24 protein-coding genes are annotated in these 24573 nt (G+C 43.0%); 1 reads left to right on the forward strand and 23 read right to left on the reverse strand.

The window, feature by feature from the left end:
• Positions 1–165: 165 nt before the first annotated feature.
• The 21 genes from codY to AAGG74_RS05715 all read right to left on the reverse strand — a co-directional run bounded on the left by codY (position 166) and on the right by AAGG74_RS05715 (position 19233).
• Positions 166–945 carry a GTP-sensing pleiotropic transcriptional regulator CodY gene (gene codY / locus AAGG74_RS05615; RefSeq protein ID WP_162101587.1) on the reverse strand — a complete coding sequence of 260 codons (780 nt, stop codon included), beginning with the start codon at positions 943–945 and terminating at the stop codon, positions 166–168.
• A 39-nt stretch (positions 946–984) separates the two neighbouring features.
• Entirely contained in the window at positions 985–2388 is a 1404-nt protein-coding gene (gene hslU / locus AAGG74_RS05620) for an ATP-dependent protease ATPase subunit HslU (protein WP_162101586.1), read from the reverse strand.
• A gap of 16 nt (positions 2389–2404) precedes the next feature.
• The gene (clpQ, locus tag AAGG74_RS05625; RefSeq protein ID WP_003238555.1) at positions 2405–2950 is read right to left on the reverse strand and encodes an ATP-dependent protease subunit ClpQ; all 546 of its coding nucleotides are present in this window, start codon (positions 2948–2950) and stop codon (positions 2405–2407) included.
• A gap of 12 nt (positions 2951–2962) precedes the next feature.
• Positions 2963–3877 (reverse strand): tyrosine recombinase XerC, encoded by a 915-nt coding sequence (gene xerC, locus AAGG74_RS05630; RefSeq protein ID WP_429674755.1) that lies wholly within the window; start codon positions 3875–3877, stop codon positions 2963–2965.
• Between the two features lie 67 nt (positions 3878–3944).
• Complete coding sequence (gene trmFO, locus AAGG74_RS05635) at positions 3945–5252, reverse strand: FADH(2)-oxidizing methylenetetrahydrofolate--tRNA-(uracil(54)-C(5))-methyltransferase TrmFO (protein ID WP_162101584.1); 1308 nt, start codon at positions 5250–5252, stop codon at positions 3945–3947.
• Positions 5253–5327: 75 nt separating this feature from the next.
• Positions 5328–7403, reverse strand: a complete 2076-nt coding sequence (gene topA, locus AAGG74_RS05640) for a type I DNA topoisomerase (RefSeq protein ID WP_429674756.1) — start codon at positions 7401–7403, stop codon at positions 5328–5330.
• Positions 7404–7616: 213 nt separating this feature from the next.
• Positions 7617–8483, reverse strand: coding sequence for a DNA-processing protein DprA (gene dprA, locus AAGG74_RS05645; RefSeq protein WP_162101582.1), 867 nt, complete (start codon positions 8481–8483; stop codon positions 7617–7619).
• A 60-nt stretch (positions 8484–8543) separates the two neighbouring features.
• On the reverse strand, positions 8544–9446 hold the full coding sequence (sucD, locus tag AAGG74_RS05650; RefSeq protein ID WP_162101581.1) for a succinate--CoA ligase subunit alpha: 903 nt from the start codon (positions 9444–9446) through the stop codon (positions 8544–8546).
• Positions 9447–9474: 28 nt separating this feature from the next.
• The gene (gene sucC, locus AAGG74_RS05655) at positions 9475–10632 is read right to left on the reverse strand and encodes an ADP-forming succinate--CoA ligase subunit beta (RefSeq protein ID WP_162101580.1); all 1158 of its coding nucleotides are present in this window, start codon (positions 10630–10632) and stop codon (positions 9475–9477) included.
• Between the two features lie 174 nt (positions 10633–10806).
• Complete coding sequence (locus tag AAGG74_RS05660; RefSeq protein WP_162101579.1) at positions 10807–11088, reverse strand: FlhB-like flagellar biosynthesis protein; 282 nt, start codon at positions 11086–11088, stop codon at positions 10807–10809.
• Entirely contained in the window at positions 11085–12815 is a 1731-nt protein-coding gene (locus tag AAGG74_RS05665; RefSeq protein WP_429674757.1) for a hypothetical protein, read from the reverse strand. The genes AAGG74_RS05660 and AAGG74_RS05665 overlap by 4 nt, the downstream gene beginning before the upstream one ends.
• Before the next feature lie 29 nt (positions 12816–12844).
• Entirely contained in the window at positions 12845–13612 is a 768-nt protein-coding gene (gene rnhB / locus AAGG74_RS05670; protein ID WP_429674758.1) for a ribonuclease HII, read from the reverse strand.
• 71 nt (positions 13613–13683) lie between these two features.
• The gene (gene ylqF / locus AAGG74_RS05675; RefSeq protein WP_162101576.1) at positions 13684–14532 is read right to left on the reverse strand and encodes a ribosome biogenesis GTPase YlqF; all 849 of its coding nucleotides are present in this window, start codon (positions 14530–14532) and stop codon (positions 13684–13686) included.
• A 141-nt stretch (positions 14533–14673) separates the two neighbouring features.
• Positions 14674–15021 (reverse strand): 50S ribosomal protein L19, encoded by a 348-nt coding sequence (gene rplS / locus AAGG74_RS05680; protein WP_148961839.1) that lies wholly within the window; start codon positions 15019–15021, stop codon positions 14674–14676.
• 139 nt (positions 15022–15160) lie between these two features.
• Positions 15161–15892: a tRNA (guanosine(37)-N1)-methyltransferase TrmD gene (trmD, locus tag AAGG74_RS05685; RefSeq protein ID WP_429674759.1), complete on the reverse strand. Its 732-nt coding sequence runs from the start codon at positions 15890–15892 to the stop codon at positions 15161–15163.
• A complete protein-coding gene (rimM, locus tag AAGG74_RS05690) occupies positions 15889–16413 on the reverse strand; it encodes a ribosome maturation factor RimM (RefSeq protein WP_162101574.1) in 525 nt (174 codons plus the stop codon). The genes trmD and rimM overlap by 4 nt, the downstream gene beginning before the upstream one ends.
• A gap of 4 nt (positions 16414–16417) precedes the next feature.
• Positions 16418–16804 carry a YlqD family protein gene (locus tag AAGG74_RS05695; protein ID WP_429674760.1) on the reverse strand — a complete coding sequence of 129 codons (387 nt, stop codon included), beginning with the start codon at positions 16802–16804 and terminating at the stop codon, positions 16418–16420.
• A 119-nt stretch (positions 16805–16923) separates the two neighbouring features.
• Positions 16924–17169 (reverse strand): KH domain-containing protein, encoded by a 246-nt coding sequence (locus AAGG74_RS05700; protein WP_225494054.1) that lies wholly within the window; start codon positions 17167–17169, stop codon positions 16924–16926.
• The gene (gene rpsP / locus AAGG74_RS05705; RefSeq protein ID WP_024716077.1) at positions 17169–17441 is read right to left on the reverse strand and encodes a 30S ribosomal protein S16; all 273 of its coding nucleotides are present in this window, start codon (positions 17439–17441) and stop codon (positions 17169–17171) included. Before rpsP ends, AAGG74_RS05700 begins: the two co-directional genes overlap by 1 nt.
• Positions 17442–17546: 105 nt before the next feature.
• Positions 17547–18887: a signal recognition particle protein gene (gene ffh, locus AAGG74_RS05710; protein ID WP_429674761.1), complete on the reverse strand. Its 1341-nt coding sequence runs from the start codon at positions 18885–18887 to the stop codon at positions 17547–17549.
• Positions 18888–18900: 13 nt separating this feature from the next.
• Complete coding sequence (locus AAGG74_RS05715; RefSeq protein ID WP_429674762.1) at positions 18901–19233, reverse strand: putative DNA-binding protein; 333 nt, start codon at positions 19231–19233, stop codon at positions 18901–18903.
• A 183-nt stretch (positions 19234–19416) separates the two neighbouring features.
• Here AAGG74_RS05715 and AAGG74_RS05720 point away from each other — a divergent pair, with 183 nt between their 5' ends.
• Positions 19417–19902, forward strand: a complete 486-nt coding sequence (locus AAGG74_RS05720; RefSeq protein WP_162101569.1) for an Ig-like domain-containing protein — start codon at positions 19417–19419, stop codon at positions 19900–19902.
• A gap of 40 nt (positions 19903–19942) precedes the next feature.
• On the opposite strand, the gene ftsY is transcribed toward AAGG74_RS05720, so the two are convergent.
• On the reverse strand, positions 19943–20932 hold the full coding sequence (ftsY, locus tag AAGG74_RS05725) for a signal recognition particle-docking protein FtsY (RefSeq protein WP_162101568.1): 990 nt from the start codon (positions 20930–20932) through the stop codon (positions 19943–19945).
• A gap of 19 nt (positions 20933–20951) precedes the next feature.
• The gene (smc, locus tag AAGG74_RS05730; protein ID WP_429674763.1) at positions 20952–24512 is read right to left on the reverse strand and encodes a chromosome segregation protein SMC; all 3561 of its coding nucleotides are present in this window, start codon (positions 24510–24512) and stop codon (positions 20952–20954) included.
• Positions 24513–24573 lie beyond the last annotated feature (61 nt).

The raw sequence follows: 24573 nt of genomic DNA on the forward strand, positions 1-24573 counted from the left end.
CGTTTTTTCTATATACTTTTCGTCATTTTTTGTGATTTTTCGAGAAATTTGTGTGGTTTATTAAAATTATTACAAAGAACGACTTTCAACCCAGGAAATAAAGCTTATTCATTTCCTTTATTTGAGATAAAAAAAGAACCCCTCATAAAGGGGTTCTTTGCGTGATTAATGTGATTTTAAATGTTCTAATTCGATTAGGAATTTGCTGTTTAGAACTTTGATATAAGTACCTTTCATTCCTAATGATCTTGACTCGATAACACCCGCGCTTTCCAGCTTTCTGAGTGCATTCACAATGACAGAACGGGTAATGCCGACGCGATCAGCGATTTTACTTGCAACAAGAAGGCCCTCGTTCCCATCAAGCTCTTCAAAAATGTGTTCAATTGCTTCAAGCTCACTGTAAGAAAGAGAACTGATAGCCATTTGAACGACAGCTTTGCTTCTTGCTTCCTCTTCAATTTCTTCTGCTTTTTCTCTCAGGATCTCCATTCCGACAACAGTAGCGCCATATTCAGCAAGAATCAAGTCATCATCATGAAATTGATCCTGTAAACGTGAAAGAATGAGCGTTCCTAATCTTTCTCCGCCACCAATGATCGGTACAATTGTTGTTAAACCAGCTTGGAACAGGTCTCTATTCTCAACAGGGAAAGCAGTATACTCACTATTAATGTCCAAGTTAGAAGATGTTTCAGGGATGTTAAATAAATTTTTCGTATATTCTTCAGGGAATTGACGATCCTCAAGCATCTTTTTCATGCGATTATTTTCAATTTGCTGGTTAATAGAATAGCCAAGAAGTTTCCCTCTGCGGCTTACAACGAAAATATTGGAATCAATGACATCCCGAAGCGTCTCCGCCATCTCCTTAAAGTTCACCGGTTTCCCTGCTGCAGCTTGCAACATGGAGTTAATAATTCTTGTTTTTTGTAATAAAGCCATGATAAATAATCCTCCTAAACATTCCTCTTATTAAATTTTTCACAAAATAAATTGACTTAAATCTTTGTTTTTAGCTATCGTTCCGAGCTTTTCTTCGACATACTGCGGTGTAATTGTTATTTTCTCCATTGTTACGTCAGGAGCTTCAAACGACAGATCTTCTAATAAACGTTCAAGTATTGTATGAAGGCGCCTCGCACCGATATTATCAGTATCCTGGTTCACATGATAAGCAACTTCAGCAATCTTATGAATAGCTTCGTCAGAAAATTCAAGAGATATACCTTCTGTCTGCAACAATGCTTGATATTGTTTGAGCAACGCATTATCCGGCTCTATTAAAATTCTTACGAAGTCGTCTACCGTGAGTTTGCTCAGTTCTACACGAATCGGAAAACGCCCTTGCAGTTCAGGAATTAAATCAGACGGTTTGGCCATATGAAAGGCTCCTGCTGCAATAAATAGAACATGGTCAGTTTTTACCGAACCATATTTCGTGACAACGGTAGAGCCTTCAACGATTGGGAGAATGTCTCGCTGAACACCTTCTCTGGATACATCAGCAGAAGATGATGCGCCTCCGTTTTTGGCAATTTTATCAATCTCGTCGATAAAAATAATTCCGCTTTCTTCAGCTCTCTGAACGGCTTCCTGGCTGACTTCATCCATATCGATGAGTTTGCTTGCTTCTTCATTCGTCAGGACTTTTCTGGCTTCCCTGACGGTCATTTTGCGCCGTTTCTTTTTCTTTGGCATTAATCCGCTCAGCGCATCCTGCATATTCATACCCATCTGCTCCATACCCGAGCCCTGCAGCATGTCAAACATAGATGGCTGCTGCTCTTCGACTTCTACTGTTACATAGTAGTCTTCCAGTTCTCCTAAAGCAAGCTGATGCGCCATGCGTTTTCTTTTTTCTTCAATGTTTGCTTCTTCCTGGCTCTCCGCCTCATCTTCACCATTCGGCTGGCTGCCGCCAAAAAACATTTCAAATGGATTTTTAACGCCTGATTGTTTTTTCTTCCCCGGAACTAACAGTCGAACAATGCGTTTGTTTGCATTTTCCTCTGCCTGTTCCTTTACTTCAGTCATTTTCTCTTCTTTTATAAGCCGAACAGAGGTTTCCACAAGGTCTCTGACCATAGATTCAACATCTCTGCCTACATAGCCGACTTCAGTGAATTTTGTTGCTTCAATTTTGATAAATGGCGCACCTGAAATCTTGGCAATTCGTCTGGCAATTTCCGTTTTTCCAACGCCTGTAGGTCCCATCATTAAAATGTTTTTCGGAACGACCTCATCCTTCAGCTTTTCATCCAGAAGGCTTCTTCTATAGCGGTTTCTTAATGCCACGGCGACAGCTTTTTTCGCGTTTTGCTGACCGACAATATATTGGTCTAACCGATCTACAATCTGTCTTGGTGTTAACGGTTGTTTTTCCATGCGCCTCAAGTCCTTTCTATTCAAGCTCTTCCAGTATGATTTGATCGTTCGTGTATACACAAATTTCGCCTGCTGTTTCTAACGCAGCTCTAGCAATCTCACTTGCAGACATACTTTCCCCAGCATGTTTTTTCAAAGCTCTTCCCGCTGCCAGAGCGTAATTGCCCCCTGATCCAATTGCGAGAATACCGTCATCTGGTTCGATCACCTCGCCTGTTCCTGATACGAGAAGCAACGTATCCTGATTCATAACAATCAGCATGGCTTCAAGCTTTCTAAGCACTTTATCGCTACGCCATTCCTTTGCAAGCTCAACAGCCGCCCGTTTTAAGTTGCCGTTATATTCTTCAAGCTTAGCTTCAAACTTTTCGAATAAAGTGAAAGCGTCTGCAACAGATCCCGCAAAACCTGCAAGAACCTTACCGTTAAACAGCTTTCTTACTTTTCTTGCAGTGTGTTTCATGACAACAGCCTGACCAAATGTCACTTGCCCGTCACCAGACATAGCACTTCGTCCCTTATGCTGTACGGCAAATATTGTGGTCGCATGAAAAGATGACATAGAGGGCCTCCTTTAATTTTTCTTAAAAGCTCTTGGATGGTGAGACATATATGTGTTTCTCAACATTTCCTTCGAAACGTGCGTGTATATCTGTGTCGAGGACAGATTGGAATGTCCGAGCAGTTCCTGGACGCTTCTCAAATCTGCTCCTTCGTTTAACAGGTGAGTGGCAAACGTATGTCGAAGCATATGCGGATGAATATGTAAAGCGCCGGACGCTTTTTGAACAAGCCCGCTTAAAATATGCCTGACTCCTCGGGCTGTAAGCGGTCCGCCTCTTTGATTTACGAATAATAGATCATGAGGTTCTTTTGCTTTCATCAGCAAGCGCTGTCTTCCACTATTCATATATACCTTCAACGCCTCACGGGCGTAAGACCCAAAGGGGATATAGCGCTGTTTCTTACCTTTACCGTGTACAAGCACAGTGTCCATAAATAAGTCAATGTCGTGAATGGTTATGGAACAGCATTCACTGACCCTCATTCCGGTGGCATAGAGAAGCTCTAACAGTGCTTGATCCCTCATTCCGGTCGGCTGGCTTATATCTGAAACGTCAAACAGCTCCTCAAGCTCTTTTTGATATAGAAACTTCGGTATTCGTTTCTCTTGTTTCGGCAGATGAACAAGCTGAAATGGATTTTCTTCAACAAGCTTTTCCCGCATCAAAAACTTATAAAAGCTTCTTAATGCAGATATCTTTTTGCTTATCGTTCTTCTCGATAAGCCTTTTTCATAGGCTTGTGTCAGAAAAATCCTAATATCTTGATATGCAGCTTTTTCAAATCCATTTATACATTGAACGCGCAGGAAAGTCTCGAATTCTTCAATTGAATCCACATAATTCACAATAGTATATTGTGAATAATTTTTTTCAATTTGTAAATATTCTACGAATAAGTTTACGAAATTCTTAACATTCTCCATGCCTAATACCTCCCCAGGAAGGGCTTTTAAATGGTATCACAAATCGCGCTCAGGTTGCAATCAATACCTATATTGTTTTCGAAATTGTTCGAATTGTCTCAATTGCACGATTTGCGTATTGTTCATTCCGCTCTTTTTTATTTTTAATTTTAACAGGCAATTCTTTTAAAAGCCCAAAGTTTGCATTCATCGGTTGGAAATTCTTCTGGTTTGTTGTTGTAATATAGTGCGCCATGCTTCCTATAGCTGTTTCCTGCGGGAAGGTAATAAGCTCTTCTCCTAAAACAAGTTTAGCCGCATTAATCCCTGCTACCAGACCTGAGGCAGCTGATTCGACATATCCTTCTACTCCCGTCATTTGCCCTGCAAAGAACAGATCATTGCGGTTTTTAAATTGATAAGTCGGCTCTAACAGACTTGGAGAGTTAATGAATGTATTTCTGTGCATCACGCCGTATCTGACAATTTCTACATTTTCAAGCCCAGGAATCAATTTAAGAACTTCCTTTTGATCTCCCCATTTTAAATGAGTCTGGAATCCTACAATATTATAGAGTGTTCCCGCTGCATCATCCTGTCTGAGCTGAACGACAGCATGCGGACGTTTGCCTGTAACAGGATGTTCTAAACCAACTGGTTTCATCGGCCCAAAAAGCATTGTTTTCTTTCCCCGTTTTGCCATGACTTCAATCGGCATACAGCCTTCAAAGAAAATCTCTTTTTCGAATTCTTTTAATGGGACTGTTTCTGCTGATGTTAATGCTTCATGAAAACGGTCAAATTCTTCTTCTGTCATCGGGCAGTTCAAATATGCCGCTTCACCTTTATCATAGCGCGATTTCAAGTATACTTTATCCATATCCAAACTGTCTTTTTCTACAATTGGCGCCGCTGCATCATAAAAATATAAATAGTCCTCTCCAGTTAGTTCCTTCAGCTGTGCAGACAGTGATTCAGATGTTAATGGACCTGTTGCGATAATAGTAGGACCTTCAGGAATTTCTGTCACTTCTTCATTCATAACAGTTACGTTCGGATGATTTTTCACCCGATTTGTCACACTTGCAGCAAATTCGTGACGATCTACAGCAAGGGCGCCGCCGGCAGGCACCGAACATTCGTCAGCCGCCGCGATAATGGCTGAATCAAGCGCGCGCATTTCTTCCTTTAATACACCGACAGCGTTAGCAAGCGTATTGGAGCGCAAAGAGTTGCTGCACACTAGCTCAGCAAATTTATCTGTATGGTGTGCAGGGGTTTGTTTAACAGGGCGCATTTCATATAGTTTGACTTGAATCCCCCGTTTGGCAAGCTGCCATGCTGCTTCACTTCCTGCGAGTCCAGCTCCGATTACATTCACTGTTTGTTGGTTCATCATTCACATCTCCTAGTTTATTATTCAAGGCCTTCTTTTACCACACAAAGAAGGTGAGCAAGACCCTGCTCACCGCTACTTCTGTGGTTCTTCCTTATAATCGCATTCCACACATTGGACTTGTATGCCTTTTTTGAGTTTTTTCTCAACAAGCATGTTTTCGCATTTCGGGCATTTTCGTTCAATTGGTTTATCCCAGGAAACGAATTCACATTCCGGATAACGGTCACAGCCGTAAAAAATGCGTTTCTTTTTCGATTTTCGCTCAACAATATTTCCTTCACCACAGCTTGGGCACTTCACGCCGATTTGTTTCACAATCGGTTTTGTGTTCCGGCAGTCCGGGAAGTTAGAGCAAGCTAAGAATTTACCGTACCTCCCCATTTTATATACCATTGGAGAATCGCATAATTCACAATCTTCCCCTGCATATTCTGGTTCGATTTCAACTTCCTTCATTTCCGATTCGGCTTTTTTAACGCGTTTTTCAAAATCGCTGTAGAAGTTATCAATAATCTTAACCCATTCTGTATTGCCTTCTTCTACATGGTCAAGGTCTTTTTCCATCTTCGCTGTAAACTCAACATTAATGATTTCAGGGAAAAATTCCATGATCAGGTCAAGGACGATCTGGCCTAATTCTGTCGGAACAAAGCGTTTATTATCCAAAGCCACGTAGCCGCGCCGCTGAATTGTATCAAGCGTCGGAGCATATGTGGAAGGACGGCCGATACCTCGTTCTTCAAGAGTTTTGACGAGCCGTGCCTCAGTGTAGCGCGGAGGAGGCTGAGTAAAATGCTGCTCCGGTTCTATATCTTTTGATAATACCGTGTCGCCTTCTTGTAAGTCAGGCAGCATGCGATCTTTTTCTTCTAATTGATCGTCTTTTCCTTCAACATACACCTTCATAAACCCAGAAAACTTGACTTTACTTCCATTCGCACGAAATGTCAAACCATTGTTTGTCAAATCAACACTCATTGTATCTAGAACCGCAGATGCCATCTGACTGGCAACAAAACGCTCCCAAATTAATTTATACAATCTCATTTGATCTCGGCCAAGTACTGCTTTTAATTCACTTGGTTTTCTGAGAACAGATGTTGGGCGGATGGCTTCGTGAGCATCCTGAGCATTTTCATTCTTTTTCGTAGGCTTTCGTTTGCCGCCTAAGAACTCTTTTCCGTATGCCTGATCGATAAATGCAGCTGCTTCATCGACCGCCGTATTTGAAATGCGGGTTGAATCCGTTCTCATGTATGTGATGAGACCGACTGTTCCTTCTCTTCCAAGATCAATTCCTTCATATAATTGCTGAGCAATCATCATTGTTTTCTTTGCTCTGAAATTGAGCTTACGCGCAGCTTCCTGCTGTAGGGTGGAAGTGGTGAAAGGCAAGGCTGGATTACGTTTGCGTTCCTTTTTCGTAACTTTTTCAACTGTATATTTATTGCCTTTAAGCTGAGAAAGAATGTCTTTTACATCTGCTTCACTTTTTAAAGGAAGTTTTTTGCCGTTTTTTCCGAAAAAGCTCGCTTCGAATGTTTCCTGTCCTTTCAAGAACATACCGTCAATTGTCCAATATTCCTCTGGCTTAAAGTCATTAATCTCTTTTTCGCGGTCGATAATCAAACGGAGAGCAACAGACTGCACACGGCCTGCGCTAAGCCCTTTTTTGACTTTTTTCCAAAGAATAGGACTGATTTTATAGCCGACAAGCCTGTCTAAAATCCGTCGCGCCTGCTGTGCATCTACTAAATCCATATTAATCATGCGAGGATGCTTAAACGATTCCTTAATGGCGTCTTTTGTAATTTCGTTAAAGACCACACGGCAGTCTGAATTGAGATCTAAGTCAAGACTGTGTGCCAAGTGCCATGCAATCGCTTCCCCTTCTCTGTCGGGGTCGGCTGCGAGATACACTTTTTTGGCTTTTTTCGCAGCCGTTTTCAGCTCTTTTAATACCGGCCCTTTGCCTCGAATGGTAATATATTTCGGTTCGAAATTCTGTTCTATGTCAACTCCCATTTGACTTTTTGGAAGATCCCGGACATGTCCCATTGATGCTTTCACTTTATATTTTTTACCTAAGTAACGTTCAATCGTTTTCGCCTTAGCGGGCGATTCCACGATGACTAGATAATCAGACATTTTCATCCCCCTCAAGAGGTGTTCTCTCTCTTTTCACATATTTCAATTTTGGTTTTGCAGCTGTCTTTCGTTGGCTTTCAACATTTCATTCTTTATGATGAACGTCATTATTTAAATAGAAAACAATATGCAACTTTAAATCCTCACTATTATTAAATATTACAATACCGTTTGTCAAACGAAAATTCAAAAGGGTTCCGTATATTGAACGTTTCACTCAGGAAGCTCATTGAAAATATCTTCTGCTGACCATATGGCTTTAGCTCCCTGCTGAATGAGTTTTACAGGGCCTCCGGCGTAAGGGTCAAATACTAAACCGGGTACGGCAAATACCTCTCTCCCTTGTTCCAGTGCTTGATACGCAGTAATCAGTGAACCGCTCTTTTCTTTTCCTTGCACGACAACAATCCCTTCACTTAATCCGCTGATAATACGATTTCTCATAGGAAAATGCCATTTTTGAGGTTTGGTTTCAGGTGGGTGCTCTGACAGAAGAATATGATGTTTAGCCATGTGATCTGCTAATTGAAGGTTTTCTTGAGGATAAATATGCTGAAATCCCCCTGCAATGACGCCGATTGTTCGTCCCTTCGCCTTAATACTTGCAGCATGAGACATTCCATCTATCCCTGACGCCAGTCCGCTGACAATCACCCAATCTTTACGGCAAAGCTCTGTTGTAAGATGATTGACAACTTGTATCCCATAGGCTGTTGGATGTCTTGTCCCTACAATGCCAATTTTCCTCCCTTTAGAAAGAAGGGTCATGTCACCCTTTGCAAACAGGACGGCAGGCGGATCATAAATGTTTTTCAGCCAGAAAGGATATTGCTTTGAAGAAATCGGGATGATGTTAATACCTTGCTCGCGGTAAGCTGCAAGTACGCGCTGAAGGTTTGAGTAATGTTCTTCTATTTTATTTTTTAATGCAGCTGCTTTTATTTTACTGTGCGTAACAGTTTCGAACACGGGTGATGTCAGCGACATAGAAGGATCAGCTTTCCACCATTTTAATAGAAGGGATGGGGATAATAAGTGATTGATTCTGCAAATTATTAAACAGGCTGCGGCCTGGTCCAATATATTGACCTCCTTTTGACAGAAAAAGCAGGAACAGCCTTGACGGCTGTCCCTTCATTATTAATGCGTTTTACAAGTTTCGAACAAGTTCTTCTCTTTTAGCACCTTGATTAACGTTTCGCCCATTACAGAAGGTGTCTCTGCAACTTCGATTCCGCATGCATTAAGGGTTTTGATTTTTTCATCAGCAGTACCTTTTCCGCCGGAAATAATGGCGCCTGCATGCCCCATGCGTTTCCCTGGCGGTGCTGTTTTCCCGCCGATAAAACCGACTACCGGTTTTGTCATGTTGGCTTTTACCCACTCTGCCGCTTCTTCTTCAGCAGTACCGCCGATCTCGCCAATCATGATAACAGCGTGTGTGTCAGGATCTTCGTTAAACGCTTTTAAAACGTCAATAAAGCTTGTTCCATTTACAGGATCACCGCCGATCCCAACAGCTGTAGATTGCCCTACACCCGCTTCTGACAGCTGGTGGACCGCTTCGTATGTTAAAGTTCCTGAACGCGATACAACGCCTACATGGCCCTTTTTATGGATATATCCAGGCATAATGCCGATTTTACATTCGTCAGGTGTGATGACGCCAGGACAGTTCGGCCCTATCAGCCGCGTTTTCTTGCCTTCCATGAAGCGTTTGACCTTAACCATATCTAAAACCGGAATATGCTCCGTGATGCAAATCACGAGGTCAAGCTCCGCATCTACCGCTTCCATAATCGCATCTGCTGCAAACGGTGCAGGCACATATATAACAGACGCGTTTGCACCTGTCGTTTGGACTGCTTCAGCCACTGTATGAAATACAGGAACACCTTCCGCTTCCGTTCCGCCTTTTCCAGGTGTTACACCGCCAACGATATTTGTGCCATATTCGAGCATCTGCTTCGTATGAAATAAAGCGGTAGAACCTGTAATCCCTTGCACAATAACTCTTGTATCTTTATTAATAAAAACACTCATTATCTGGTCCCCTGCCTTTCATTCTTTCCTAAACTAAGGATACAATTTTCTGCGCGCCGTCAGCCATCGATTCCGCAGATGTAATATTCAATCCTGATTCACTAAGGATTTTCTTCCCTATATCCACGTTTGTGCCTTCAAGACGGACGACAAGCGGCAATGTCAAACCGACTTGTTTTGTCGCTTCCACAACCCCTTCTGCAATGACATCACACTTCATGATGCCGCCGAAAATGTTGACAAAAATCCCTTTAACGTTTTGGTCAGAAAGAATGATTTTAAATGCTTCCGTGACTTTTTCTGCGGTTGCACCGCCGCCCACATCAAGGAAGTTGGCCGGTTCTCCTCCATAATGCTTGATAATATCCATTGTGGACATTGCAAGTCCCGCGCCGTTGACCATACAGCCAATATTTCCATCGAGGGAGATGTAGCTTAAGTCATATTTAGACGCTTCGATTTCTTTTGGATCTTCTTCATCCAAATCTCTGTATTCCATAATATCCTTTTGTCTGTATAGTGCATTGCTGTCGAAATTCAATTTCGCATCAAGCGCCATCACATGTCCGTCGCCGGTAACAACGAGCGGATTGATTTCAGCGATTGAGCAGTCTTTCTCAACAAACGCTTTATATAGCCCAAGCATAAACTTAGCAGCTTTTCCCACAAGCTCCTTTGGGATATTAATAGCGAATGCAATTTCTCTGGCTTGATAGCCTTGCAGACCGACAGCCGGATCAATAATAGCTTTTTTGATTTTTTCCGGTGTTTTCTCCGCCACTTCTTCAATTTCCGTTCCGCCTTCTTCAGAAGCCATCAAAACGATTCTGGAAGTTGCTCGATCAAGCACTAGCCCCACGTAGTATTCTTTTTTAATATCGCAGCCTTCTTCAATAAGTAAGCGTTTTATTACTTGGCCGTCCGGACCCGTCTGATGAGTAACTAGGGTCTTCCCTAAGAGTTCTTCGGCATACGCTTTCACTTCGTCTACTGATTTTGCTATTTTTACCCCACCAGCTTTGCCTCGACCGCCAGCATGAATTTGAGCCTTTACGACATAAACCGAGCTGGATAAGCTCTTCGCTTTCTCCACTGCTTCTTCTGCTGTAAAAGCCACTTTACCTTCAGGAACAGACACCCCATATTTCCTGAGGACTTCTTTCCCCTGGTACTCATGGATATTCATTTCCCATCCTCCTAACTTATGTAACAAAACTAAAATAGACTGCGCTTTCATTCTATAATAATACTGGAAGAATTGTCTAGAGTTCGGTACAAAATCTTTAAATCCTTCTAAACATTCAAACTTTTATTTTATTAAAAACATAAATTTCAAACGGCGGATGGGGAATATTTATGGTTATTTTTTGTTTTTTACGCTCTCATCCAATCGATAAATGAACGAAAAAATCTCGGCTACCGTCTCATAAAGAGCTTCCGGAATTTGATCATCTACAGTCAAATGGCGCATTAATTCGACAAGGGTCCGATCTTCTTGGATCGGAACCCCTGCTTTTTTCGCTTCTTTGATAATATTGTCGGCTACATGGCCCTTTCCTGTCGCAGCCACTTTCGGAGCCTTGTCTTTTTGTTCGTCATAATGGAGAGCCACAGCTTGTCTGATCGGCGTCTGTTTTTTCATATTTTCACATCCACTTCCTGATCACTGATGCTTGTTACATATTGAACGATTGTTGCCTTCTCTTCGGTATGAACTCTTTTTTTGGCGTTTACCCCTGAAAGGCTGTATCCCATTTCCTTGAGAGCTTGTTTAAGGGCGGGCACCATCGGGTCGATCGCATCCTGAAGCTCGAAATCAGTCTCAATTGTAATGGTCATTGCTTTTTGCTGAATCAAGCAATCAACAACGGTTTCTTTTAACGTATCCAGCTGCAGCAAAAACAAAAGCCGGCAATGGGTTGGATCAAGCTTTCCATCCGCTTCTTTCTTTCCTTTAAACAGAACAGTCATGTCCTGTACCCCTGACTTTGAAAACAGCGGAAATGACATCACAATTTGGCTGTATGACGGATGGTCCTGCTGCATGAAAAGCTGCCCGTTTAATTTATGAAACAGCTGATCCGCTTCCTGTTTGACAGGTTCAGCTACCTCATTCGATCCTCTTGCAGCATGGAGCGCCAGCTTAATGGATTGTATATCATCAGGCGCGGCTTCACTTCCTTGTTCAAACGCTTTAATGAACGCAAGCTCGTCCCTTGCACCAATTGCCGTTTTCACTTTGGACAAAAAAGAAAGAACATCAGCCTTATCCGCTAAATGAGGTGCTGTCTGCTGAACAGCCTTTAAAAAGACTTCGGCTTCCTGATCTGTAACTTGCGCTGCCTGTAAAACAGCTGAAGCTGCAGGTGATTTACTATCAGCCGGTGAAGCAGCCGCTTTCAGCCAATTTGCTGCTTCTTTCACGATTGGAAGATTGTTTTTATCAGCAGATTCAGTCAGCTTTATCAGCAGCTGTCGGGCTTCTTTGCTTGGAATGTCTGCTGCTGTTTTAACAGGCTCTCTTTGTACTCTTTTCTGTTCCTCTATACGGTTTGCAAGCGATAAGTCGCTCTTCCCGATGGAATCGGCTGGTGCGCTAAGCTCTCTATTTCCAGCTGCAGTGCTTGCAGAAGGTGCTTTGGCATTGTTTGTTAACGAGACAAGTCTTTCGATCAGGCGTTCTGCATGGACATCGATTTCACTATTAAAAAGTGTCGTAACGGCTTCTTTCAGCTTTGCCATCACCTGGCCCTGCTGGGGGCTCTGATTGATTGCCTGAAGCAGCTGGGATACATGCTGATGAAGCGGAACAGGCGATTTGACAGCATGAATTCCGCTCAATACCTCAGAATGAATGGGCAGATCACGCTTTAAGGCGAAAATAACCGTTTCAATTGCTTTTTTTGCATCTGACGCAGGGAGCGTCTCCATCCAGCGTACCGCTGTTTTGATATCATTTTCTGTTACGGGTGTTTTAGTCTTCAGCATCGCTCCTGTCATCATGAGAGCGGCATTTGAAGGCTTTACCGCGATGGCATTTAAAAGCTTACCAGCAGCATCCTGAATGGTTTTTGGATTCTGCTCAAAGCTTTGAACGACCTGAAGACGGCCTGTCTGTTCTGTCGTTTTTTTTTCGTAGGAAAACCAATAGTATGCCTGAGGGCGAAGCTGGGTTTCAAGTTTTCCCTGGATCGTTTGATTACCGACTTGGATTAGCGCATGCTGGTCTCCCAATAAACGAAGCACTTTTCCTAAAAGAAGACGCTTCTCCCCGTTTAGCGCTTCGCTGATAGTCGATGTTTCCTGGGGGACTCCAGTGTTTCTAAAAAAGTGCTGCAGTGCCTTTTGCACATCATTCCGTATATTCATTTAAAAAAGGTGCCTCCTTGTCCATAGTTTTATCTTAACGATTGAACAGGAGCGAAAGTTTTGCGGTGCAATTCAGTTGGACCGTATGCAGCAAGAGCTTCCAAATGTTCTTTTGTCCCATAGCCTTTGTTTTTTTCAAACCCATACATGGGATATGTTTCTGCATAAACGCTCATCATTCGGTCTCTCGTCACTTTCGCGATACACGCACCTGCTGCAATGGACACGCTTTTGGCATCGCCTTTTATAATTGACGATTGATGTGTGTCAAGCGGCAGCGTCATAGCATCAACAAGCAAATAATCGGGTGTTTCTGACAAATCGTGTATCGCTTTCACCATTGCCATCTTCGAAGCTTCATATATATTGATTTCATCAATAACTGGAGCTTCTACAATTCCTATCCCGACTGCCAGCGCTTTTTCCATAATAAGCTCGTAATATTCCTCACGCTTTTTTTCTGAAAGCTTTTTGGAGTCTGTCAGTCCAAGTATTTCACATTCCTCTGGAAGGATGACGGCGCTTGCGACAACTGGTCCTGCCAACGGCCCCCGACCGACCTCGTCAACACCCGCAATTAAGCGAAACCCTTTGTTTCTTGCCATCCTTTCATAGGAAGTCATATTCACCCATTGTTCTTTCAGCACTTTTTCTTTCGCCTGCTTTTTCAGCCATTGCTCTACAAGCGTTTGAACGCTTTTTCTCGGATCGTTTTCGCACTGTGCAAGAAACGGGTCTTGTTCATCCCTCACTTGCTGCAAACGGTCTTTAATGTCCTTTACGGTTAATGTATTCACTTTCTCTTCTCCCTTACTGTATGTATCGGTTCTTGTCAGGAAAAAATAAAGACCCGCATTTCTGCGCGCCTTTACATAGTCGGCTGTTCAAATGACAGCCTGCCGAACTTTTCAGTGCGGATATCGCGAATGATGACCTCAGTCGTTTTATCGTAGTTAATGAGCCCGCCGCTCATGAGACAGCCGCGCTTTTCGCCAATTGCATCAAACAGCTCCGCGATGTCCTCTGGTATCTCATCAAGGCTGTAGCGCTCTTTCAGCCGTTCAGGATAATATTCTTCGAGAAAACGAAGACCAAACACGGCCACGTCCTGCAGGTTGATAATCGAGTCTTTAATCGCCCCGGTGACTGCCAGCCGCAAGCCGACAAGCTCGTCCTCAAATTTTGGCCATAAAATCCCTGGTGTATCTAAGAGCTCTAATTCTTTCCCGACCTTCACCCACTGCTGAGATGTCGTAATACCTGGTCTGTCTCCCGTTTTGGCGATATTTTTCTTTGCCAGCCGGTTGATAAGCGTGGATTTTCCGACGTTTGGAATGCCGATAATCAAGGCGCGAATCGCTCTCGGCTTCACACCTTTTGCCCTCATCCGATCAAATTTTTCTTGGAGAATCTCTTTTGACGCCGGCACAATTTGATTTAGGCCTTGCCCGTTTACAGAGTTAATGGATAAAGAGCGGATCCCATCTTTCTCAAAGTGCTCTTTCCACTGTTGTGTAACTGCCGCATCTGCTTTGTCTGCTTTGTTTAACAGCATAATTCGCGGCTTATTTTTTAGAATATCTTCAATCATTGGGTTTCTTGATGACATTGGGATTCTGGCATCTACCAATTCATATACAATATCAATTAATTTTAATTTTTCGGTTACTTCCCTTCTCGCCTTTGCCATATGGCCCGGGAACCATTGAATTGTCATGTGACACAACACCGCCTTTATCTCTTCATTACGCTAGATTCTAGTTGTCCTTATGTATTTTACGATGCCTGTCCGGCATTTTCAAATTCTGTATAAAAAAAGAGCTTGTTACAGGTAACAAGCTCTTTTCGTTCGTTATCATTATCGTCTGATCTCTTTAATACGAGCCGCTTTTCCGCGAAGTTCACGCAAGTAGTAAAGTTTAGCACGGCGTACTTTACCGTAACGTACAACTTCGATTTTCGCGATTTTTGGTGTGTGTACAGGGAAAGTACGTTCAACGCCAACACCGTAAGAAATCTTACGAACTGTGAATGTTTCGCTGATTCCACCACCACGACGCTTGATCACAACACCTTCAAAGATCTGAACACGCTCACGGTTTCCCTCAACAACTTTAACGTGTACACGTAAAGTGTCACCAGGACGGAACGCAGGAAGATCAGTGCGAAGTTGTTCTTTTGTGATATCTTCAATTAGTTTTTGCATCGTTTTCAACTCCTTCCAACAGATGCTCTTGGCCACAAAACCCGGCACAGCGGAACATCGTTTTCAAGCTTTCAGCGGATAAGCCCGCTTAAGCCACAAGTAGTATCTTATCACAATTTTATATCTTCTGCAATAAAATCTATTCTTTTTCCCATTCAGAAATCCATTTTCTCTGTTGCTCTGTAAGCGGGTAGTCTTTCAAAAGATCCGGACGTCTTATATAGGTTCTTCTGATCGATTCTTTATTTCGCCATTCTTTAATTTTCGCATGGTTTCCTGACAGAAGTGTTTCAGGCACTTTTAAACCTTTGTAATCTGCCGGCCTTGTATAATGCGGGTGCTCTAAAAGGCCTGTGCTGAACGAATCCTCAATATGAGAGGCTTCCTTGCCAAGCACACCCGGAAGCAATCTGACGACACTGTCTGCAATCATCATTGCAGGAAGCTCGCCTCCTGTCAGAACAAAATCGCCAATAGATATTTCATCTGTCACAAGATGCTCACGAATACGTTCATCATAGCCTTCATAATGGCCGCAAATGAACAGCAAATACTCTTCTTTTGCTAATTGTTCAGCTTTTTTTTGAGTGAAACGCTCACCTTGCGGGCATACGAGGATGATACGCGGAGGAGCGGCTGCCTTTGATGTCAGGTCCTCGACCGCATCAAAAACAGGCTGCGGCTTAAGAACCATGCCTGCCCCGCCGCCGTAAGGATAATCATCAACAGTATTGTGCTTGTTATCAGAATACGCCCGGAAATTTACGATCTGAAACTGCACTGCATCTTTTTCTTGAGCTTTTTGGAGAATCGATGAACCGAGCACACCTTCAAACATGTCGGGAAACAGCGTTAAAAAGTCGATTTTCATTCGTCTATTAACCCTTCCATGAGTTCAATCTCAATTTTCTTTTCGCTGACATTGATATGTTTGACTACTGATTCAATGTAAGGAATCAGCGCATCTTTTTTCCCTTTTCGCGAGATGACCCATACATCATTAGCTCCAGGCGTCAATATTTCTTTGATCTTTCCGATGCGTTCGCCGTCTCCGGTAAATACTTCGCACCCAATGATTTCGTGGAAGTAAAATTCTCCTTCATTCAGCTCTCCTAAATCTTCTTCAGGAACTTTAATGGTTGCATTTTTCAGTTCTTCTACTTCATTCAGGCCTTGCCGTTCTTTAAATTGCAACAAATGAAATTGCTTATGCAGCCTGTGGGTGTTTACCGTTACTTCAACCGGTTCGTTACGTCCGTCCATAAACAAATACAGCGTGTTACCCGGTTTGTACCGTTCTTCAGCAAAATCTGTTTTCGAAATCACTCGTACTTCGCCTTTGATTCCATGGGTATTTACGATTTTGCCTACATTAAACCATCGCTTTGTCATATGATCACCTCTGGCGAATTTCAATTACTTTTCCGTCTTTTATGACGATGGTGTTTGCCGCTGTCTTCTGATGCCAATTATCTCCGGCTTCAATTGTCAGCAGCGCATCGACTTCCTTTTCTTTCATCTCACTGCCGAGCGGCAATGTATGTACTTGAGCAATTTGAAAATCGATTATTTTTATATGATCTTTTCGTTTTTCTATTGCCTTTTTAAATTGTTTAATCATATCTGGGTTTTGCTGTTCTTTCTCATGTTTTCTAAGCTGAAAATAGAGCTGGCTGCATTCTTGTTCAAGCATTTGTTTCTTTTCTGCAAAAGAAGCTAAAAGCTTTTCTTTACTGTGTTCGGTTAAAACTTGCATAACGGCTACACGGTGAATAATTTGCATCGCACCAAGCTCCCCGCTTTTAAAACTTTTTGGTTCAGGCTTTTCTATTTTACCTAAGCTTCTATCAGTTTACCCTTTTTTTGCGTGTAAAAAAAGGGGAGGTGCCGGCCCTCTCCCTTTTAGTCAAATATCTCAAGTTGAACTTTCTTAGAAGACTGTGCGCCAGCTGCAAATACAGCTGTTCGAATCGCTTTTGCAGTCCGGCCTTGCTTTCCGATAACTTTACCGGTATCTGACTTATGGACAGATAAGCGCAGCGCAATCTTTTGATCGGTTTCTTCTCTTATGACGCGAATGTTATCTGGATGATCAACAAGCGGCGACACAATTTCGACAATCAAATCTTCCAAGTGTTGATCAGTCATTACTTGCCTTGTTTAGCGTTGTGGAATTTTTCCATGATTCCTTGGCTAGAGAACAAGTTGCGAACTGTATCAGATGGTTTCGCTCCAGTTTGAAGCCATTTAAGAGCAAGCTCTTCGTCGATTTTCACTTCCGCTGGTTTTACAACCGGGTTGTAAGTTCCGACTGTTTCAATGAAACGGCCATCACGTGGTGAACGAGAATCTGCTACAACAATACGATAGAAAGGAGATTTTTTTGCTCCCATACGTTTTAAACGAATTTTTACTGCCATTTTACTAGCACCTCCGAAAATATTTCAACAAGATAGTATATTAACAATGATAAAAGTGTTTGTAAAGTGTTTTTTCTTAACAACGGTTTTATCATGTATAACCGATTACATAAAAGGTAGCTTAAACCCTTTTTTCTTACCTTTTGACATGTTTGTCATCTGCTTCATCATTTTTTTCATTTCATCAAACTGCTTAAGCAGACGGTTGACTTCCTGCACGGATGTCCCGCTTCCTTTCGCAATCCGTTTTCGCCGGCTGGCATTGATAACATCGGGCTGTTCTTTTTCAAGAACAGTCATTGATTTAATGATCGCTTCTACATGATTCAGCTGTTTTTCATCAACTTGAATGTTTTTCAAGCCTTTCATTTTGCCTGCACCTGGCATCATTTGCAGAAGCTCATCAAGCGGCCCCATGTTTCTGACCTGCCCAAGCTGCTCCAAAAAATCGTCCAATGTGAAGCTCATCGTCCTCATTTTTTGTTCCAGCTCTTTGGCTTTGTCTTCATCGACGCTGGCCTGCGCTTTTTCAATCAATGTCAGCACATCGCCCATGCCAAGAATCCTTGAAGCCATACGTTCAGGATGGAACGCCTCTAATGCATCAAGCTTTTCGCCTAAACCAGCGAACTTAATCGGCGTGTTTGTGACCGCACGAATAGAAAGCGCAGCACCGCCGCGTGTGTCTCCATCAAGCTTAGTTAACACAACACCGGTTAAACCGAGCTGTTCATTAAAGCTTTTGGCAACATTCACAGCGTCCTGACCGGTCATTGAATCGACAACAAGGAAGATTTCTTCCGGATTTGCGATTTCTTTTACGTTGGTCAGTTCGTCCATCAGCTCATGGTCAATATGCAAGCGGCCTGCCGTATCCAAAATGACATAGTCATAATGTTCTTCCTTGGCTTTTTCAATAGCCTGTTTGGCTATTTCTACAGGGCTGACCTGATCACCAAGAGAGAAAACAGGCATATCAAGCTGTTTTCCGAGTGTTTCCAGCTGCTTAATAGCGGCCGGACGGTAAATATCGGCAGCAACCAGCATCGGTTTGCGATTATGCTTTTTGCGCAGCAGATTCGCCAGCTTACCGGTTGTTGTCGTTTTACCAGCACCTTGGAGACCAACCATCATAATAACAGTCGGCGGCTTTTTTGCGACGGCGATTTTGCTCTCTTCGCCGCCCATCAGCTCAGTCAGTTCCTCTTTTACCACTTTAATGACCTGCTGGCCGGGCGTCAGACTTTTCATGACGTCTTGGCCTACAGCGCGTTCACTTACTTTTTTGACAAAATCCTTGACTACTTTAAAGTTAACGTCAGCCTCAAGCAGCGCAAGACGAACCTCACGCATCATCTCTTTTACATCTTGTTCGCTGACTTTCCCTTTTCCGCGAATTTTAGAAATCGTCTGCTGCAGTCGGTCGGCTAATCCTTCAAATGCCATAGTTTGCCGCCTCCTAATCTAATTTCTCAAGCGCTTCAATCAGAGCTGTAATTTCTTCCACTTCTTTCGAACGGGAAGCAAGCTCCTTCAGCTTATTAAACATCTCTTTACGCTCCTGAAACTTTTTCAAAAGGAGCAGCTTTTCTTCATATTGTTCAAGCATTGCTTCTGTTCGTTTGATGTTATCATAAACAGCTTGCCTTGAAACCTCATATTCTTCGGCTATTTCGCCTAGGGAGAAATCGTCCAAATAATAAAGCGACATATAGCTCTTCTGCTTTGACGTCAACAACGACTGGTAAAAATCAAACAGATAGTTCATTCTCGTTGTCTTTTCGAGTGACATTGAGCTCTCCCCTTTGTTAAGTCAAATCCCTTTACGATAACTTAGTTTACACGGTTTTATTGAGACTGTCAAGTTTTTATCTTGTCAAAGCAACAAGTTCTTTTTTCCAGAATAAACTAAATAAAATCCAATTTATTCCGATATTGTATATGAATCATAATTTTATTTTAAAGGAGGATTTATATGAAGAAAATCAGTTTATTGTTTATGTTGTGTTTGGCAGCCGCGTTTACACTCATAGCCCCGTCACATCAAGCAAATGCTGCCGAAATGCCTTATAAGGCTTCAATTACAAATATCAGCACTGATGGAGGGGTTTACGGCAAAATCAATTACGGTCAAGGTCAATTTTGGCGAGTCAAGTACAATATTACGATAAGCGGCACATTACTCGATCAAAACGGACAACCAGTACCAAACGCTCCAGTAAGATTTGAAGCAGATACGAAAGTCGGAAATAAAACACAAACAGCTTCAGGAACAACGGATGCGAATGGAGCGTTTGAGGTTCCGATGTACCTGGGGCCAGCTGCAGGGTACTATACGTACTACACATCTGTTTCCGTTCATTATTATGACATCATCCCATTCAGGGTTTATTCAGGAGATTCAAGACTGGTATCCACTGATAACAGCCTTTATCATTTCGCCTATCAAGTGAGAAGATAACATAAGAAAAAGGCCCTCCAAAGATGGGAGAGCCTTTTTCTTATTCATCGGCTTTTTCCACTAAATCTGAAAAGAGGCCGTATACATATGATTCAGCATTAAATTCCTGAAGATCATCAACTTTTTCACCTAACCCGACCAGTTTGACCGGGATGTGAAGTTCGTTGCGGATCGCGAGGACGATACCGCCTTTTGCCGTACCGTCAAGCTTTGTTAAAGCGATACCAGTAACATTTGTTGCTTTAGAGAACTCTTTCGCCTGCGCCATTGCATTTTGGCCGGTTGTGGCATCAAGGGCAAGCAGCACCTCATGCGGCGCTTCAGGCACTTCTCTTTCGATGACCCGCTTCACTTTTTCCAGCTCTTTCATCAGATTCACTTTGTTTTGGAGGCGCCCTGCCGTATCACAGATTAATACATCGGCGTTTCGAGCTTTCGCAGCATGTACAGCATCATAGATGACAGCCGCAGGGTCGCTACCGGCCGCCTGTTTAATGACAGGCACCTCTGTACGCTCTCCCCATACTTCCAGCTGTTCGATGGCTCCCGCTCTAAATGTGTCGCCGGCAGCGAGCACGACAGATTTTCCTTCTTGCTTCAGCTTATGGGCAAGCTTTCCGATCGTTGTCGTTTTGCCGACTCCGTTTACACCTACCAGAAGAATCACATTTAAACGCCCATCTTGGATATTCAACCCGGAAATTTGCTCATCTCCGCTGTTATAAATCTCGACCAGTTTCTCAGAAATAACAGACTGGACTTCCATCGGATCTTGAATATTTCTGCGTTTCACTTCTTTTTTCAGCTCATCTATTAATTCCATAACGGTTGTAAAACCGACATCCGCGCTAATGAGAACCTCTTCAAGCTCTTCGAAGAAATCCTCATCCACTTTACGGTAACGGGACACAAGATCATTCACTTTGTTTTGAAAGGAGTTTCTTGTTTTTTCAAGGCCATCCTTAAACTTTTCAGATACGGAATCTGTCTGTTTTGTGATTTTCTCTTTTAATTTTTTAAAAAAACTCATCTTTTAACCTCTTTCCTCGTTACTGAACGAATTCTTTTGTTTCTTCCAGCTTAACTGAGATTACCTTGGAAACACCGGATTCCTGCATGGTTACGCCATATAGCACATCCGCTTCCTCCATTGTCCCTTTTCTGTGGGTAATCACGATAAACTGGGTATCTTTGCTGTATTTTTTTAAATACTGCGCAAAGCGGAACACATTCGCTTCATCAAGCGCAGCCTCTACTTCGTCAAGGACACAAAACGGCACAGGACGAACCTTTAAGATGGAGAATAAGAGCGCTATAGCCGTAAGCGCACGCTCTCCGCCTGACAGAAGGTTTAAGTTTTGCAGTTTTTTCCCCGGCGGCTGCGCGATAATCTCGACACCTGAATGAAGCAGATCGTTAGGATCGGTGAGCCTCAGCTCAGCTCGTCCTCCTCCGAATAAGGATTGGAACACTTGATCAAAGTGTGAGCGAATTTGGATAAATGTGTCGTTAAAGCGTTTCGTCATTTCTCCATCCATTTCTTCAATCACTTGGAACAAGGTATTTTTCGCTTCTGTCAAATCTTCTTTTTGTTCTGACAGAAACTGATACCGTTCGTTGACCCTCTCAAATTCATCGATGCTTCCAAGGTTTACGGCACCCAGCTCTTCGATTGCGAGTTTAATCAGCTTTACCCGTTTTCTGGCTTCTTCAGGATCAGTTTCAAGCTGATATTTCTCTTTTGCGCCCTCAAAGGACAGGCTGTATTCCTCCCGCAAGTACTCAAGTAAATTATCAAGCTCAACCTCCATTCGGCCAAGTTTGACTTCTTCATCTTTTAAGAGCGTAGTTTTTTGTTTATACAGTCGTTTCATTTCTTTCAGCTCACGCTCGTACGCATCAAGTCCGTGCTGAAGCTTGATGCGCTGATCGCGCCTTAACGCAATCAATTCGATCGTTTTCGTTTTGTCATTCAATTTATGTTTTGCGGCCTCTTCCAGCTTTTCTTCACCGCTTGTGCTTGATGACATCTCTGACGTTAAGAAGCTTAAATCTTCTTTCGCTTCAAGTAGCGCAGCCCCTGTTTCTGCGAGCTCTTTCTTTACTCTGGCAAGGTTGTCTTCTTCACTCTTACACGCCTGTTCTTTTTTGGCTGCTGTGATCTTTAGTTCAGTCAGCTCGTTAGAGAGAGACTCTTTTGTTGAGGATTGCGTTTGTTTTTGTTTGGTCAGTCTGTCGATATCCTCTTCAAGCAGTTTCATCTTTTCTGATATGGCAGAAAGCTCTTCTTCCAGCTTGCGTTTGCGCGCCTTCTTTTCTTCATCGCTTTGTGACAGAGCTGATTTTTCTTGATCATAAAGCTCTAAATGGGTGTTGATATTTTTCTCGGCAACTTGAAGTTCGTACAGCTGGCCTTTTACATCCTGCTGCTTTAATCGTAAGCCTTCCCCGACCTCTCTCAAGTCAGCCAGTTTTTTCTCCATATCGTGAATGGATTGCTTAAGGGTTTTGACTTCTTGTTCCAGCACTGCTGTTTTTTCTTCCATTTCAGTGAGCCGTTTCGTCACATCTTCAAGCTCCCTGCTTCTTCCAAGCAGCGAGTTGTTTTTCTTTTTAACAGCGCCGCCTGTCATTGAACCACCCGGATTCACGACATCTCCCTCAAGGGTGACAATGCGGTACCGATGCCCGAGCAGCTTCGCAAGCTCGTTTGCTCCTTTTAAATCTTCTGTGATCAGTACAGTTCCAAGAAGGTTCTGGATGATGCGGCGATACGCAGGGTCAAAAGTGACAAGCTCACTGGCCACTCCGAGAAATGATGAGTGCTGCGCTGCTGTTTCCGCATCCCTGCTTTGGAGCTGGCGGTCTCTGATAACAGAAAGAGGCAGAAATGTCGCCCGGCCAAAGGAATTTTGTTTTAAATATTGAATCGCTTTGCGGGCAGACTGTTCATCGTCGGTCACGACATGCTGGGCAGAAGCGCCGAGCGCAATTTCAATCGCTGTTTCATACTTCTGTTCTGTTGAGATCAGCTCAAGGACCGCTCCGCGGATTCCGCTAAGGCGCTCTTTCGCTTTCAGCACTTCTTTAACACCTTGATAAAAGCCGGAGAAGTCCCCCTGCATCGTCTCAAGCATATCCTTTTTCGATCTTGCTTGCTGAACGTATTGGTATGCCTGATACAAAGCGGACTCATTTTTTTCGTATTGGCGTTTTTTCTGCTCATATTTCGCCTGCATATCACGATATGCGCCGACTTGGCTGTGAATCTCCTGCTCAATTCGGGCAAACTCCGTTTCACATGCTGCTTTTTTCGCAGAAATATCACGCCGGTCCTGAAGGTGCTTTTCATTATTGTCCGCAAGCCTCTGCAATGTGACAGCGGATTGGGACATTTGGTCATCCAGCAGCTGGAGCTCATTGCGCATCGAAGCTTGGCTGTTCAACAGTTCAAAGTAATCGCTTTTCAGCTGTTCGATTTTTTCTTCGACATTTTCATTGTGAAGGCTGAGAGTCTGCTGCTTTTCTTTCACCTGAGCTCTTAACTGCTTGACCTCTGTCTGAAGCGTTTCAAAAACAGCTTCCTGCTTCTTAAGCTCTTCTTTCAGCAGTGTTTCTTTTTGCTGAAACTGAACAATGGCTTCTTCAAGCTGTTCTTGGTTCTGCACAGCATTTTTCTTGCGTTCTTTCAGGACTTCTTTACGGCCTTCAAGCTTTTCCAGCTCTTCACTCGTCACCAATAAGACTTGCTGGAGTTCATTTACTGATTCATCAAGCGCTTGAATTTTGTCGCGCGTCTCTTCAATCTTTGCTTCTTTCGCAGAAATTGCAGACGATTCAGCGAGCTCTTCTTCCTTTGCAAGTTGTACTTTCTCTTTAAGCGTTGACCATTTGCCATGCAGTTCTTCGATATCATAGGCGGTCAGCGCAATTTCCACATGCTCCAGCTCTTTCTTTTTCTCCAAATAGTCTTTGGCAATTGAAGCTTGAATTTGAAGAGGCTCTACCTGTCCTTCAAGTTCATGTAATATATCTTCAACACGGTTTAAATTGTCCTGAGTCTCGAACAGTTTATTTTCCGCTTTTTTCTTTCTCGTTTTATATTTAAGCACTCCGGCCGCTTCTTCAAAGATACTGCGGCGATCCTCCGCTTTGCTGCTCAGGATCTCTTCCACTTTTCCTTGGCTGATAATAGAAAATGCTTCTTTACCCAAGCCAGAGTCCATAAATAAATCAATAATATCTTTTAAGCGGCACGACTGGTTGTTGATTAAAAACTCACTTTCTCCTGATCTGTACACACGCCTTGTGACACTGACCTCATGGAAGTCAATCGGCAAGAAATGATCATCATTATCAAGAGTAAGCGTAACTTCAGCTAGATTTAATCGTTTTCTCGAATCACTGCCGGCAAAAATGATGTCTTCCATCTTGCCTCCTCGCAGAGATCGCGCCGATTGTTCACCGAGTACCCAGCGAATGGCATCAGTAATGTTGCTTTTTCCGCTGCCATTTGGGCCGACAACCGCTGTCACACCTTTAACAAAGTCTACGGAAATCCGTTCTGCAAATGATTTAAATCCTATAACGTCTAAACGTTTGAGGAACATAGCGATCCTCCTTATGTAATAAGTATTTCAATTCTATCATAAACATGGGTGAAATAAGACG

It is taken from the genome of Bacillus mexicanus, from assembly GCF_050445615.1.
Taxonomy (GTDB): domain Bacteria; phylum Bacillota; class Bacilli; order Bacillales; family Bacillaceae; genus Bacillus; species Bacillus mexicanus.

What these genes read in the sequence shown, in the direction of transcription:
- AAGG74_RS05700 (WP_225494054.1), bottom strand. Translation starts at nt 17,169, where the DNA reads ATGACTGATCAACACTTGGAAGATTTGATTGTCGAAATTGTGTCGCCG.
- hslU (WP_162101586.1), bottom strand. Translation starts at nt 2,388, where the DNA reads ATGGAAAAACAACCGTTAACACCAAGACAGATTGTAGATCGGTTAGAC.
- AAGG74_RS05715 (WP_429674762.1), bottom strand. Translation starts at nt 19,233, where the DNA reads ATGTCACTCGAAAAGACAACGAGAATGAACTATCTGTTTGATTTTTAC.
- trmFO (WP_162101584.1), bottom strand. Translation starts at nt 5,252, where the DNA reads ATGAACCAACAAACAGTGAATGTAATCGGAGCTGGACTCGCAGGAAGT.
- xerC (WP_429674755.1), bottom strand. Translation starts at nt 3,877, where the DNA reads ATGGAGAATGTTAAGAATTTCGTAAACTTATTCGTAGAATATTTACAA.
- rimM (WP_162101574.1), bottom strand. Translation starts at nt 16,413, where the DNA reads ATGACAAAGCGATGGTTTAATGTAGGCAAAATCGTAAATACCCATGGA.
- sucC (WP_162101580.1), bottom strand. Translation starts at nt 10,632, where the DNA reads ATGAATATCCATGAGTACCAGGGGAAAGAAGTCCTCAGGAAATATGGG.
- AAGG74_RS05660 (WP_162101579.1), bottom strand. Translation starts at nt 11,088, where the DNA reads ATGAAAAAACAGACGCCGATCAGACAAGCTGTGGCTCTCCATTATGAC.
- AAGG74_RS05665 (WP_429674757.1), bottom strand. Translation starts at nt 12,815, where the DNA reads ATGAATATACGGAATGATGTGCAAAAGGCACTGCAGCACTTTTTTAGA.
- clpQ (WP_003238555.1), bottom strand. Translation starts at nt 2,950, where the DNA reads ATGTCATCTTTTCATGCGACCACAATATTTGCCGTACAGCATAAGGGA.
- trmD (WP_429674759.1), bottom strand. Translation starts at nt 15,892, where the DNA reads ATGAAAATCGACTTTTTAACGCTGTTTCCCGACATGTTTGAAGGTGTG.
- codY (WP_162101587.1), bottom strand. Translation starts at nt 945, where the DNA reads ATGGCTTTATTACAAAAAACAAGAATTATTAACTCCATGTTGCAAGCT.
- rplS (WP_148961839.1), bottom strand. Translation starts at nt 15,021, where the DNA reads ATGCAAAAACTAATTGAAGATATCACAAAAGAACAACTTCGCACTGAT.
- AAGG74_RS05695 (WP_429674760.1), bottom strand. Translation starts at nt 16,804, where the DNA reads ATGCAAATTATTCACCGTGTAGCCGTTATGCAAGTTTTAACCGAACAC.
- ylqF (WP_162101576.1), bottom strand. Translation starts at nt 14,532, where the DNA reads ATGACAATTCAATGGTTCCCGGGCCATATGGCAAAGGCGAGAAGGGAA.
- topA (WP_429674756.1), bottom strand. Translation starts at nt 7,403, where the DNA reads ATGTCTGATTATCTAGTCATCGTGGAATCGCCCGCTAAGGCGAAAACG.
- AAGG74_RS05720 (WP_162101569.1), top strand. Translation starts at nt 19,417, where the DNA reads ATGAAGAAAATCAGTTTATTGTTTATGTTGTGTTTGGCAGCCGCGTTT.
- smc (WP_429674763.1), bottom strand. Translation starts at nt 24,512, where the DNA reads ATGTTCCTCAAACGTTTAGACGTTATAGGATTTAAATCATTTGCAGAA.
- ftsY (WP_162101568.1), bottom strand. Translation starts at nt 20,932, where the DNA reads ATGAGTTTTTTTAAAAAATTAAAAGAGAAAATCACAAAACAGACAGAT.
- ffh (WP_429674761.1), bottom strand. Translation starts at nt 18,887, where the DNA reads ATGGCATTTGAAGGATTAGCCGACCGACTGCAGCAGACGATTTCTAAA.
- rpsP (WP_024716077.1), bottom strand. Translation starts at nt 17,441, where the DNA reads ATGGCAGTAAAAATTCGTTTAAAACGTATGGGAGCAAAAAAATCTCCT.
- sucD (WP_162101581.1), bottom strand. Translation starts at nt 9,446, where the DNA reads ATGAGTGTTTTTATTAATAAAGATACAAGAGTTATTGTGCAAGGGATT.